At 27.5% G+C, this 13,605-nt stretch carries 14 protein-coding genes; 2 read left to right on the top strand and 12 right to left on the bottom strand.

Features of this window, described 5'->3' with window-relative positions; translation table 11 throughout:
* The 4 genes from Q0V08_RS03580 to kdsB all read right to left on the bottom strand — a co-directional run.
* The coding region (locus Q0V08_RS03580) for a TolC family protein (RefSeq protein WP_297432148.1) at window positions 1-1,224 on the bottom strand (1,224 nt) is incomplete at its 3' end.
* Window positions 1,224-1,862: a TetR/AcrR family transcriptional regulator gene (locus tag Q0V08_RS03575; protein WP_297432147.1), complete on the bottom strand. Its 639-nt coding sequence runs from the start codon at window positions 1,860-1,862 to the stop codon at window positions 1,224-1,226. The genes Q0V08_RS03575 and Q0V08_RS03580, both read right to left, overlap by 1 nt.
* A 95-nt stretch (window positions 1,863-1,957) precedes the next feature.
* Window positions 1,958-3,517 (bottom strand): SpoIID/LytB domain-containing protein, encoded by a 1,560-nt coding sequence (locus Q0V08_RS03570; RefSeq protein WP_297432145.1) that lies wholly within the window; start codon window positions 3,515-3,517, stop codon window positions 1,958-1,960.
* On the bottom strand, window positions 3,517-4,254 hold the full coding sequence (kdsB, locus tag Q0V08_RS03565; protein WP_297432143.1) for a 3-deoxy-manno-octulosonate cytidylyltransferase: 738 nt from the start codon (window positions 4,252-4,254) through the stop codon (window positions 3,517-3,519). Before kdsB ends, Q0V08_RS03570 begins: the two co-directional genes overlap by 1 nt.
* Window positions 4,255-4,344: 90 nt before the next feature.
* Here kdsB and Q0V08_RS03560 point away from each other — a divergent pair, with 90 nt between their 5' ends.
* Window positions 4,345-4,959, top strand: a complete 615-nt coding sequence (locus tag Q0V08_RS03560) for a histidine phosphatase family protein (protein WP_297432141.1) — start codon at window positions 4,345-4,347, stop codon at window positions 4,957-4,959.
* 90 nt (window positions 4,960-5,049) lie between these two features.
* Window positions 5,050-5,994: a cell division protein FtsZ gene (ftsZ, locus tag Q0V08_RS03555; RefSeq protein ID WP_297432138.1), complete on the top strand. Its 945-nt coding sequence runs from the start codon at window positions 5,050-5,052 to the stop codon at window positions 5,992-5,994.
* A 38-nt stretch (window positions 5,995-6,032) separates the two neighbouring features.
* Here the strand turns inward: ftsZ and Q0V08_RS03550 are convergent, their stop codons facing one another.
* From Q0V08_RS03550 to Q0V08_RS03515, 8 genes are read right to left on the bottom strand one after another with little or no spacing between them, the layout of a single operon-like run.
* The gene (locus Q0V08_RS03550; RefSeq protein WP_297432136.1) at window positions 6,033-6,896 is read right to left on the bottom strand and encodes an RluA family pseudouridine synthase; all 864 of its coding nucleotides are present in this window, start codon (window positions 6,894-6,896) and stop codon (window positions 6,033-6,035) included.
* 3 nt (window positions 6,897-6,899) lie between these two features.
* On the bottom strand, window positions 6,900-8,003 hold the full coding sequence (rodA, locus tag Q0V08_RS03545) for a rod shape-determining protein RodA (protein ID WP_297432134.1): 1,104 nt from the start codon (window positions 8,001-8,003) through the stop codon (window positions 6,900-6,902).
* A gap of 9 nt (window positions 8,004-8,012) precedes the next feature.
* Complete coding sequence (gene dut, locus Q0V08_RS03540) at window positions 8,013-8,453, bottom strand: dUTP diphosphatase (protein ID WP_297432132.1); 441 nt, start codon at window positions 8,451-8,453, stop codon at window positions 8,013-8,015.
* Window positions 8,454-8,463: 10 nt separating this feature from the next.
* A complete protein-coding gene (locus Q0V08_RS03535; protein WP_297432130.1) occupies window positions 8,464-9,687 on the bottom strand; it encodes a pitrilysin family protein in 1,224 nt (407 codons plus the stop codon).
* Between the two features lie 8 nt (window positions 9,688-9,695).
* Window positions 9,696-10,775: an LptF/LptG family permease gene (locus Q0V08_RS03530; protein WP_297432128.1), complete on the bottom strand. Its 1,080-nt coding sequence runs from the start codon at window positions 10,773-10,775 to the stop codon at window positions 9,696-9,698.
* Window positions 10,772-11,851 (bottom strand): LptF/LptG family permease, encoded by a 1,080-nt coding sequence (locus tag Q0V08_RS03525; RefSeq protein WP_297432126.1) that lies wholly within the window; start codon window positions 11,849-11,851, stop codon window positions 10,772-10,774. Before Q0V08_RS03525 ends, Q0V08_RS03530 begins: the two co-directional genes overlap by 4 nt.
* A 9-nt stretch (window positions 11,852-11,860) precedes the next feature.
* On the bottom strand, window positions 11,861-12,394 hold the full coding sequence (locus Q0V08_RS03520; protein ID WP_297432124.1) for a CvpA family protein: 534 nt from the start codon (window positions 12,392-12,394) through the stop codon (window positions 11,861-11,863).
* Window positions 12,395-12,411: 17 nt separating this feature from the next.
* Complete coding sequence (locus tag Q0V08_RS03515; protein WP_297432122.1) at window positions 12,412-13,596, bottom strand: class I SAM-dependent rRNA methyltransferase; 1,185 nt, start codon at window positions 13,594-13,596, stop codon at window positions 12,412-12,414.
* Window positions 13,597-13,605: the final 9 nt, after the last annotated feature.

The raw sequence follows: 13,605 nt of genomic DNA, 5'->3' as shown, positions 1-13,605 counted from the left end.
ATCTACAGCTGCTTGTCTATATTGACTTTCAGATAATAAATAATCTACAGTTGAAATTAATCCTGCATTGTATCTTTCTGTATCTATATTAAAGTTTTCTGTCGCTGCTTCTAAAGCTTTATTTCTAGAATCTCTTAGTTGTTGTAAACGTATTAATTCTCTATAATTTTTTGTAACAGATAGTTTTATATTATCTGATGTTAAATCTTTATTTATAGATTCTATATTTTCATTGTTTTTTGCCACGTTATACTCATCAATTCCACTTCCAAATGAGAACACATCCCATTTTACAGAAACTCCACCTCTCCACTCTGCGTTATCAAAACTATTATCAAAGTGATGGCTTTCTTTTGATGTTCCATATGTTGCAAAAGCATCAACTTGTGGTAATAAACTTGATCTTGCTACAACTTTTTCTGCTGCTGCATAATTAACCTTATTTACTGCTAATTTAGCTGATAAACTATTTGTTAATGCTTGATCTAAATCTTTACCAAAATCAATTCCTGATGTTAAATTTTCTGGTACTTGGAAATCTTTTAAAGTAATCTCTTCATTATTTGGAATCATTAACTTCAGTTTTAAATCTTTTTTAGCTATTTCTAAATTTGTTTTAGTTCCTGTTATTTGTGCCTCTAAATCTAAAATAGAATATTCAGTTTTTAAAAGATCAGCTTTTGTAACTAATCTTAAATTTAATTGCTCACTCTGTTTATCATATCTAGCTTGCAGTTCTTTTCTCGATGCTTCTAAAACTGTTAAATCTTTTTCAAAATTTATTATACTTGAATACAAAGCTATTATATCTAATCTTACATCTCTCTTTTCAGATAAAAGATAGATATCTGCCATATTTCTTGAAGCCTCTGCTCCTAAAATTCCACCTGTTATAGCTCCTCCTCTAAACAGAGGTTGATAAAGACCTATCGTTTGTGTGTATCCACTCTTAGCTCCTATTCCTGTAGTTCCATCTGATTCAACTATATCTAGCATATTTCTATTTGTGTGTTCTGCTTTTTGATATTGTCCATTATATGTTACTGTTGGTAAAGCTGTTTTAAATGCTCTTCTAACGTTTAATTTTGCATTTTCTTTTGATAACTCTGATGTTTTTATCGTTTTTCCATTTTCTAAAGCTAAATCAATTGCACTTTCTAATGTCAGTTCTCTTGAAAAGGCTGCTGTTGAAAGCAATACCAGTAATCCTAATAACTTTTTCATTAATTTCCTCCTGTTAGTAATTTTAAAATTCCACTCACCACTAATTCTACTTCTTTTTCTAAGTTTATATTTCTTAGTCTTTCTCTAAATTCATCTATATCACTTATAAAGTAATCATCTGTATTCTTATAAAATAATCTCTCTAATCTATAAGATTTTATTCCACCCATAATAAAGATTATGATTGTATTCATTTCATTTTCTGAATAATTTATATTCGGAATATTTTTTATTATCTCTTTTAAAAATTTTCTATTTAAAATCTCTATTTGTAAAAGTTTTTCTCTAAGAACAGGTGTTAAATGCTCTAGATTTCTTGTTAAATTTATTAATATTAAATGAGATTTTAAATTATCTGATGATATAACAAATCTTTTTATTATAAAAATTTTTATCCGCTCTCTATAATCAGAATCACTTTTTAAAAGTTCTTCTAATTCTGTTTCTCTGATTTCGTACACTCTATCAATAATTTCTTCTAAAAGCTGATCTTTAGATTTGAAATATGTATAAAAACTTCCTTTAGCTATTCCTAAATAAGTAGTTATATCTTCAACTCGTGTTTTAAATATCCCTTTTTTCAACAAAACATCTTTCGCTGCTTCTAAAATTTGTTCTTTTTTTCCCTCCTTTAGCATCTTGCCCCCTTACTGAACTTAAATTTAAAATGACTAAACAGTCATAGAATATTTTAATCTATAATGACTATTTAGTCAATGCTTTTTTTTATGTTTTACCACACATTATGAGCACTTGAATTAAATCCAGACGAAGTTGAATAATATTTTGCATCTATTGGCTTATCTTCGTGCACTAATATTAAACCTTTTGTTGACTTGACTCCTTGAGTTGATAAATCATTTTCGTCTAAATTATTATATACCTGACTTTGAGTACTATCTACTATATGAAATCCTTGTTTTGCATATCTATTTCTCAAAATATCTTTTGCTGCATAAGTTCTAGCTGCAATGGCTTGTACTTTAAGAGCTTCTAATCCAAAACTTTGTGGCATTTCACTTGGTACAACTTGTAATAAATAATCTTCTATATTTATTTCATTAATTAAATTTAAACTTTTTCCGCCTTGAGCCAATCTTATTTCAAATTCACCTCTATATGTTGGATATTTATAATTTCTTACGTTTCTTCTTATATTTGTTACGGAAATCATTTTATTAGATGTAATATTTATAAAGTTTCTTGTCTTCAACCTTAATTTATTTTGAACAATCACTTGTGTATACCCATCTTTTACTATAAAATCAACTGAAGTTCTTGGATTTATGTTTACACTTCCATCTTTGCTCTTTATTTTTATACTTCCCAAAGAAAATATTGAAATTTTTGTATGATTAAGAGTTGAAAAACCACTATTCATTATACCAACTCTTATTTTATCTCCGATTCCATCTACTGATCTCATATTTTTTAACTTTGTATCTGAATAATATCTTTGTAAAACTTGTTTATATGAATACCCCTTATTTTTAGTTAAATCCATCGCAGACCATTGAGGGATACCAGAACCATGTCCAAATCCACCACCATAAATATTAAATCCACCATTTCCTAGCTTTTCTATTGCTATAAATGCTGACGGTAACATATTTGGGTTTTTTGATATTGGTTTTTCATTATAGCTAGCACTTCCGCCTTTAGCTCCATAAACATTTACTATACTATCTACACTATTTTTACTTAAACTTAGAAGATTTCTTATGTTACCCTCTTTTGCAACAATATATTCTCCTCTACTTCCTTTTATTAATAATTTTGTTACCAGTCCTGATTTACCTCTTTCAAGAACTCTTAAAGTTATAACTTCACCAACTGGATTTAATGGAATTTTTTTAGCTATCCATTCTCCTTTTTCATAAGTTAATACTTCTTTTGGTCTTCTAGAACTTAAAGTTACTAAATTTTTATTTAATACATTACTTATCTCTTTTTTAGTTAAAGTAACTTTCCATCTCCAATAGTTGGAATTATCTCCATGTCCTTTAACTTTAGTATTTTTGTAAAAATCTAAAAACTCTTTTTCTTTATAGTTCTTAATTGGAACTTTTGGAGACTCCATATCATTTACATATTTCAAATACGGTATCGGTCTTGCCACTGGTATCTTATCTTTAGAGTAGCTCCCGTATAGATCTACTCTATCTCCTTTTAAATTAGATGAGGAACTTCCCGATCTTTCATAATAATCTTTTTTTGAACTACTACTACATCCTGCAAAACTTAATAAACAAATACCAATAGCTATCATATTTTTTATATTTTGCTTTTTCATTATAACTCTATTCCTTTTTCACTTATATATTTTCTTACTTTTTCAAGTTCTTCTTGAGTATCTACTCCTATTATTTCAAATGGCGTTTCTAAAACTTTTATTTTATATCCATTTTCTAAAACTCTAAGTTGTTCCAATGATTCTGAATTTTCTAAAGGTGTACTCTTTAATTTAGCATACTCTAAAACAAACTCTCTTTTATACCCATAAATACCTACATGTTTAAAATATATATCTAAGTTCACATTTCTTGGATATGGTATTACACTTCTTGAAAAATATATTGCATAATCCTTTTTATCAGTTACAACTTTTACATAATTTGGGTTTTCAATATCCTCTTTTTTTAAAAGTTTATGTTTTAATGTCGCCATTTTTAAATCCTCTTCATCTTTAAATACATTAATTAAAGAGTTTATCATTTCTGGTTCTATTAAAGGTTCATCTCCTTGAATATTTATAATTACATCATAATCTGTTATCTTTTCACAAACTTCAGCTATTCTACTAGTTCCATTTAAATGATTTACATCTGTTAATATAACTTCTCCTCCAAATAACTTAACTGCATCAAAAACCTCTTGAGAATCTGTAGCTACAATTACTTCATCTAAATTAGATTTCATAGCTCTTTTATAAACCCATTCAATCATTGAATGTCCACAAATATCTTTTAATGGCTTTCTCGGTAATCTTGTTGATTCATATCTTGCTGGAATTACTCCTAAAAACTTCATTTTACAACCTCCAAAATTCAATGTATAATAAGATTATACAAGAATATCATATTAAAAAAAAGAGTTTTTATACTTAAAAAGGAGAAAATTATGCTACGTATTTATTTTGTAAGACATGGTGAAACTGTTTGGAATACACTAAAAATTTTTCAAGGAAGATCTAACTCTCCATTGACAGAAGTAGGAGTTGAACAAGCTAAAAAACTTTCTCAATACTTAAATAATATTGATTTCAAAAAAGTTTACTCTTCACCACAAGATAGAGCTTTGCAAACGACTAAACTTTTACTTGGAGATAAAAATATGGAAATAACTACCATTGATGAATTCCAAGAAATAAATATGGGAAAAGTTGAAGGAATTCCAAGAGAAGAGTTTGAAAAAAATTATCCAATTGAATATCATAACTTCTGGAATAATGCTATGGAATATAATCCTAGTGCTTATAATGGAGAAAGTTATGAAGAGATCTTAGATAGAGTTAAATTGGGGTTAGAAAGACTTGTAAAAGAAAATAATAATGGAAATATCTTAGTTATCAGTCATGGTGTTACACTAAAAGCTATTTTTAATATTATTAATGAAAAAGGTATTGATGAATTTTCTAAACAACCTGTCCCTGAAAATACAAGTACAACTATTGTTGAATATGATTCAAATAGATTTAAAATTATTAAATTTTCTGACACTGAACATTTAAAATAATTTTTTTGTCATTGACACAAAGGAAATCGTATAGTATTAAAGTACTAATGTTATATATTGCTATCTATTTTATTTAGGGGGTGAGTTTTTTTGGGAGATAAGTTTAATGTCAATATAAAAGTTATGGGTATCGGTGGTGGTGGTATAAATGCTCTGGATGAAATCGTCTCTTCGAATATTGATGATGTTACCTTTTTTGCACTTAATACTGATTTGCAAGATTTAAACAACTCTAAAACTCCTCATAAGATTCAATTAGGACCATCAACTACAAAGGGACTTGGATGTGGTGGTAATATTGAATTAGGAGAAAAAGCTACAAAAGAAAGTCTAACTTTTATTAAAAATATTTTAAGAGGTACTGATTTTTTATTTCTAACCTCTACTATGGGAGGTGGAACAGGTAGTGCTGCCACAGCTTTAATTGCAAAGTTAGCTAAAGAGATGAATATTTTAACTGTTGCAATTGTAACTAAACCTTTCTCTTTTGAAGGTAAAAGAAGAATGAAAATTGCTGAAGCAGGTATCAAAAATCTTAAACCTTTTGTTGATTCTCTCATTGTTATCCCTAATGATAAACTTTTAGATAACTCAACTCCTAATATAACAGTTCAAGAAGCTTTTAAAAAAAGTAATTTTGTTTTATTCACTGCTGTTAAAGGCATGACAGATCTTATGTTAGCTAAAGGACTAATAAATTTAGATTTTGCAGATATAAAATCACTTTTACTAAATTCAGGAGAAGCTATTTTAGGTTTTGGAGAAGGAGATGGTGAAAAAAGAGCTGAAAAAGCTGCTCTTGCTGCTGTTGATTCATCCCTTTTCGAAAGAACAATTTTAGGTGCAACTAAATTCTTAGTTAATATCTTAGGTCCTAAAAATTTAAATTTAATGGAATCTAGTATTATTGTAGAAACAATAAAAAAAGAGTGTCGCGCTGAAATTGATGATGTTTTATTTGGGGTTTCCATAGATGAAAACTCTGATGATATAATCAAGGTTATTTTAATTGCAAATTCTTTTTTAGATAAATAATAGTAATAAAAAAACGGTTTTGAAATAAAACCGTTTTTTTAATCTAAATTTTTTAAAAACTCTTCTGGTAAAGGTAACTCTATTTTTATTTTATATTTTGGTATTTCACAATAATATGAAAATAAAAACATATTTTTTCCACCTTTTCCATATTTTCCATCACCAACAATAGGATGTCCTAAGCTTGATAATTGTACTCTTAATTGATGTGTTCTTCCTGTTTCAAGTTTTCCCTCTAAAATAGTTTTTCTCTTACCTGCTTTTAAAACTTTAAAATAAGATATGCTTTCTTTTGCACCATCTTCATAAGAATCTAACTCTATTACTTTTGTTTCTTCCTTTTTTAGATATGTTTTTAAGGTAAACTCTTTTTTAGTAATAACACCGTCAACTAATATATAATATTTTTTATCCGTTTTTCCTTCTCTAACTTCTTCTGCTAACTCTCTTGTTACTGCTAAACTCTTAGCTCCTATAACTAAACCAGATGTAGATTTATCTATTCTATTTACAAAGTTAAATTCATCTGTTTTATAGTAACTTTTGAAAAGTTCAGAAAGTCCATATTCGTGACCACTTCCTTTATGCATAACCATGTTAGCATCTTTATTAAAGATAATAACTTTCTCATCTTCATAAATAATTCTACTTTTTAAAGTATTCATATCTTGATGTGATATTTTTATAAAATCTTTTGTAACCGTTTCTCCACCAGCTATTAAAACTTTTACAATATCACCTTCTTTTAATCTATAGTTTTCTTTAGATTTTTTTCCATTAACTTTTATTTTTCCAGTTCTTATTCCTTTAAAAATCTCTGTTAACGGAGTATTTTCATATTTTTTTCTTAAAAATCTATCTAATCTAACTTCGTGAAAACTAGAATCTATAATATATTCCATTTCTTACTCCCTATATATATTTATGCTTTGAACTATTCCTAGCATTGCAAATGCAAATAAAAATGATGTTCCACCATAACTCATAAGAAGAAGAGGCAATCCTGTAACTGGCATTATTCCTGTTACCATTCCAATATTTATAACTATATGGAAAAAGAAGATAGCCGATATCCCGTAACATATCAGTTTTCCATAACCTTCAGATTTGTCACCAATTCTCATTATTCCCCATAAAAGTAAAATATAAAGAATCAATAAAACACATCCTCCAATTAACCCTCTCTCCTCTAAAAATACGGCTGCTATAAAATCTGTATGTGATTCTGGTAAAAATCTCAATTTACTCTGAGTTCCTTGTAAAAATCCTTTTCCAAATACTCCACCAGATCCTACTGCTATCATTGATTGAGTTACATTCCAACCACTACCTAATAAATCAGCTTCTGGATTTAAAAATGTTAATACTCTCTCTCTTTGATAATCTTTTAATAAGAAAAAATACCCGATTGGAGCCATTGAAATTCCTATAAATGCTAAAATTATTATAGTTTTCCAATCTATACCATTTATAAAAATTAATATTAAGTATAAAAATATTATAACTAATGATGTTCCTAAATCTGGTTGAGCTGCTATCAATAAAAATATAGGTAAGACATGCATACTCGTCGTTATAATACTTTTAAACCCAGAAAATTTATTATTATATTTGGTAGCTAAAACTTCTGAAAAAGTTAAAACAATAAATAGTTTTGAAAATTCAGAGGGTTGAATTGTTATAAATCCTAAATCAATCCATCTCTGAGCTCCTAATCTTTTATCACCTATAACAAATACTAGTAATAATAAAACAACATTTACAAGATATATAATTTTATAATATTTCCCATAGACCTTATAATCTATAAAAGAAAAGATAAAATACGTTAATACTCCTAATCCTATCCAAACAATTTCTTTATAAAAAAATGACGTTCCTTTATGGATTGTTGCACTATACACAGTTAATAAACTTATTAAAACTACACATAAAGCAATATATAAAATCATATTTTTCATTTTTTTTATTCTTTTTATAGTAACTACTAAATCATGATTTTTTCCCATTAATTTCTCCTATTTTCCTGTATGACCAAATCCACCTTCAGCTCTTACAGTTGTTGATAACTCATCTACTTTTTCAAACTCCATCTTATAAACTTTTTGAAGAACTAATTGACCAATTCTCTCTCCTGGGTTCACTATAAATTCTTCATTACTTAAATTTATCAATATAATTCCAACTTCACCTCTATAGTCTGAATCAATAGTTCCAGGAGTATTAACTAAAGTTATTCCATGCTTTAAAGCAAGTCCGCTTCTTGGTCTTACTTGTACTTCATATCCACAAGGTATTTCCATTTTAATTCCTGTTGGAATTAATTTTCTTTCTAAAGTTTTTAATGTAACTGGTTCTGTTATGTTTGCTTTTACATCCATTCCAGCTGCACCCTCTGTCATATATTTCGGTAATTCTACTCCGTTTTCTAATACTAATTTAACAATAACGTTTTCCATTTTTTCCCCTTTATATGTTTCCTAAAATTGTTTTAGATATATACTTTTCATTAAATATTTTTTTAGCAACTCTTTTAATATCAGTTAAGTTTACATCTTCAATCTCTTTTATTACAGTTTCAATATCTCTTACATAACCATAAACTAAATATGATCCTGCCATTCTTGTCATTTTACCTTTACTACTCTCTAAACCAAAAGTCACCATGCTTAAAAATTGATTTTTTGCTCTTTGAAGCTCTTTTTCAGTAATCCCATTTTCTTTTAACTCTTTTAATTCTTCCTCTATTAAAGAGATTACTTCTTTATAATCTTCATGTGTAGTTCCAGCATATACAGTAAACAATCCTCCTTCATCAAAATTAGATGTGTAAGAATAAACTGAATAAGCTAATCCTCTTTCTTCTCTAATTTTTTGGAAAAGTCTAGAGCTCATATTTCCACCTAAAACATTTGATATTACAGATGCTTCAACTCTATCTTTATCCGTACTTGATGTTCCTAAAGTATTTACACATAAATGAACTTGATTTGTTTCTTGAACTATTATCTTTTCTCCTGAGTTTACAACCATATCTCCATTGTAAACTCTTTTTGTACTTCTATCTTTTAACTGTCCAATACCTTCATTTAATTGTTTAAATATTTTTTCCTCTTCAATGTTTCCTGCTACTGCAACAACTATATTTTCAGGCTTATACATATCATAAAAATATTTTAATATTTTTTCTCTATCTATCTCTTTTAAACTTTCTATTGTTCCAGCTACTTTTTGGCTTTGTGCACCAGTTATAGCAAATCCAAGATTTTCTTCATGTACAACTTCTTCTGGAATATCTTCATACATTCTTATCTCTTCTATTATTACGTTTCTTTCTTTTTCGATATTTTCATCTGTAAATGTAGAATTTAAAAACATATCATTTAAAATATCAATTCCAATCTCTAATGTATTCGAAGTCATTTGAATATAGTATGCTGTTTTTTCAACACTTGTATATGCATTTATCATTCCACCTTGATCGTCAATCTCTTCAGATATCTCTTTTGCAGAACGATTAGTTGTTCCCTTAAATAGTAAATGCTCTATAAAATGAGATATTCCTTCTTCTCCAGGTAACTCATTTTTTACACCAGCCCTAACAAAAAAACCTAAGCTAGCTGTATTTATACTTTTTATGTCTTCCATTAATAACGTTATACCATTATCTAACCTCTTAGTAGTTATGCTCATTTTCCTCCTTAATATTCTGCTTCCTTCATAAAGTAAATTCCTAAACATAAAAATATCACATTTGGGATCCAACCGCTTATAAATGGATTCAACAATCCATTAACACTTAAAGCTTCAAAAGATGCTTGTACTATATAGTATGAATATCCTAATCCAACACTCAAAGCAATACTTATTGCTGAAGCTCCTCTTACATATCTACTTCCTAAAGCTAATCCTAAAAATGATACTATAAAACTTGCAAAAGGAAAAGAATATCTTTTTCCTAAAACAGATAGAGGTTCTTTTATATCTCCACCCGTTATCCTAATATCTCTAATTGATTTTGCTATCTCAGCATTTGTCAATTCGTCTGGATCTCCTTGAATTGTTATAAAATCTGATGGTCCTTTATCTAAAATTTCATTAGAATATACTTTATAACTTTTTTGAGTTTTATTAACAAAGTTATTTATAACAGCATCTTTTAGTACCCATTGATTTTTATTTAAATCAAACTCACCACTTTTAGCTGTTATTATCTCTTCTATTTTTTCAAAATCTTTATTCAATTTTATTATCTCCAAAAGAGTTCCTGTATTTCCAATTCTATCCACTTGTTTTATATAATAAACAAGATTATTTTCGGTTCTTAAAAATGCATTATTTTTAGTTGTTGGTAACACTCTTTCTGATATTTTTCTTCCAGCTCTTAAGGCTCTACTTTTTGCTAAAGCCATTGGGTGAATACGATTCATCACTTGAAAGACTAACAAAGATATTAAAAATGATATTATTATGGGATATCTCACTATCCTTCTAAAACTTATTCCTGAAGTTTTCAAAGATATAATTTCTAAATTTGAAGCCATTCTATTGATGCACATTAATGAACCTAAAAGTACTGCTAGAGGAGTAACCTCTATAAAAATTTTAGGTAATAAATATAATATGTATGTTGCTGATTCTGAAACACTCATTCTTCCAGCTGTTATATATCTTATTATTTTAAAAAGTTGACTTAATATAAAAATATTTATAAATGCAATTAAACTTAATAAAAATGATTTTATGAAGTTCTTACTTATATAGATATCTAATTTTTTCATTTAGCACCACCTGCTTTTCTTTTATATAGTAAAGCTGTTCCACCAACTAATAATAAATTTGGTAGCCAAACTCCCACATATGGTGACACTATACCTTTGTTTGCCATTACCATTCCTACATTCAGAAATACAATATAGGTAAATATAACTCCTAAACTTACTCCGAAACTAGCTCCTTTTCCACTTCTATGATGCCCAATTGATAAAAGAACTCCTAATATAGCTAATACAATAGTTGACAATGGAATCGCTATTTTTCTATTAATCTCTACTAAATATGGGATTTTTTCTTGATATGTTTTCCCTTTAAGATTTTTTAAAAGAGTTGTTATTCCCATAGCTTCAATATCTTTAACTTCTATATTAACCTCTTGAAAATATGAACTTAAGGGTATTTTTTTCTGCTTAAATTCTCCCTCTAATTTTATAGTCCCATCTGGATTAAAAGTATAAAATTTAGAATCTTCTAATACCATATTTACATTTTTCCAGTATGCTTTATCCCCTAATAAAATTGTAGGAAAATTACTTTTGTCTTCTTTTTGAAAAATCAAAACATTTTCAGCTTCATTAGTTTTTCTATCAATTTTTTCAATGTATAAACTATACTCATCAACTTCATCAATTAATATTCTCTCTTTTAGTTGAAATACTGGATTTTCATATGCTATCTTCATTGTTATCTCTTCAAGTTTGCTAAAAGATCTTGGAATAATACTTTCTTGTAAAAAAAATATAAAAATAGTGATTATTGAAGCCAATATTACTATTGGCTTCAATATATCTTTTAAAGACATTCCTATAGAGCTCATTGCTGTAGCTTCACTTGTTCTTGTAAATTTAGAAAAAGTTATCATAACTCCTAAAAATACACCCATTGGTATTGTTTGTGATAAAATTGGAGGTAAATAAAATGACAATATTCTTAATACATCAATTAACGAGATTCCTTTTACAATTATATTTTCCATAAGAGATACAATAATCTCTATCAAAAAAATAAATGTAAATAGTGATACTCCAAATATTATTGGCATCTTCACATCTTCCAATATATATTTTTCAATTATTTTCATTTTTCTCTCCTAAAACATTTTATTAAAGTACTTTTCAACTAGCTCTTTTCCTTTTATATAGTTTAATTCTGATTTTAACTCTTTTGGTAAATATTCCTCAATATAATGAGATTTCTCTAAAAATACTGCATTAGTCTTACTATCAATTCCATATTTTTTTAAAACTGTATATTTTTGAGCAGTAAAATTAAAAATAAACAAAATTATTAATGAAATTATAAGCCCTTTTACTAATCCAAAGGCTCCACCTAACCCTCTAGACAAAAATCCTTTATTTTGATTTTTTAAAATAATTCCTATAAAAAACATTAAAATAGCAATAACAAAATATGAAGCTATAAATACACCTATATATGTTAATAAGTAGTTACTTTCATTGTTACTCATAGCTAACTTGTCTATTACAATTGGAGTAAATTTTTGAGCTATAATAAAATCAATAAAAATTCCAAAGATTGAGAAGAATTGTAGTAAAAATCCATCTTTCAATCCTTCAATTACTGCAAATATAAGTATTACTGCTATTAAAATATCTAAGTACATAATTATTCCCCCTTAAATTAATTATTTACTACTCTAACCCATAAAGCTTTTAAATATAATGTTTCTGGAACATGTAAAATCCATGGATGATCTTCTGGTTGATAATTTACTCCTATAACTTGTAGTAATTTTCCATTCTTTGAAGCTGCCATTCTTGTTACTTCTATTAAATCTTGAAGGCTCATATGATAAGCACAAGTTATTATTCCTACTATTCCACCATCTTCAATTAATTTGAAACTCTCATCACATAAACTAAAGAACATATCTCTTCCTCTATGAATATCAATTTTCTTCTTTATTAATGATGGAGGATCTAATGTTATTACATCAAACTTTTCTCCTCTATTAGCTAAGATTTTTAACATTAAAAATGCATCTCCCTCAGCTGTTTCAAACTCATTTGTAAATTCATTTAATTCATAGTTCTCTTTACATAACTCTAATGCATGTGGTTCTTTATCAATTGCTATAACTTTTTTACATCCCTCTTTTAGTGCTGCAACTGAAAATCCACCACTACTTGAGAATACATCTAGAAATCTTGTGTTTTCATTTAAAAATGGTCTTATAAACTTTCTAGAATCTCTTTGATCTAAGAAAAATCCTGTTTTTTGCCCATCTATAATATCTACATAATATTTTAACCCATTATCTTCCATTACAATTCTTTCTGGAATCTCACCATATATTATTCCAGTTTGTTGCTCTACACCTTCATGAGTTCTATTTTCAACATCACTTCTTTCATATATTCCTTTTGGTTTCATAACTTTTTTTATAGCATTTATTATTTCTTGTCTAAAAGCTACCTCTAATCCTGAATTTCTAAATTGTACTGATACATATTTATCAAATTTATCAATTATTAATCCTGGAATTCCATCTGCTTCAGAATAAAAAGCTCTAACACAGTTAGTTTCTGCTAAAAGATGTTTTCTCTTTTCATAAGCTCTTTTTATTTTTTCTAAAATTAATGTTTTATCAACTGGTATATCCTTTGTTGTTAAAACTCTAACAAATGCATTTGTTGACTCTGCTACATATCCTTTTGCTACAAGTTCTCCATCCGTTGTACAAACCTCAACTATATCTCCATTAGAAATATTTCCTAAAATATCTTGTATCTCATCTTTAAATACATTTGGATAAAAATTCCTAATCTTCTTCTCTTTTCCCGATTCTAATATTACTTTTGCCATTAAACTCTC

It is taken from the genome of uncultured Cetobacterium sp., assembly GCF_947038635.1.
In the GTDB taxonomy this organism is placed as follows: Bacteria; Fusobacteriota; Fusobacteriia; order Fusobacteriales; family Fusobacteriaceae; genus Cetobacterium_A.
The sequence above is the reverse complement of the archived record's forward strand: the minus strand, read 5'-3'. Positions and strand labels throughout refer to the sequence as shown.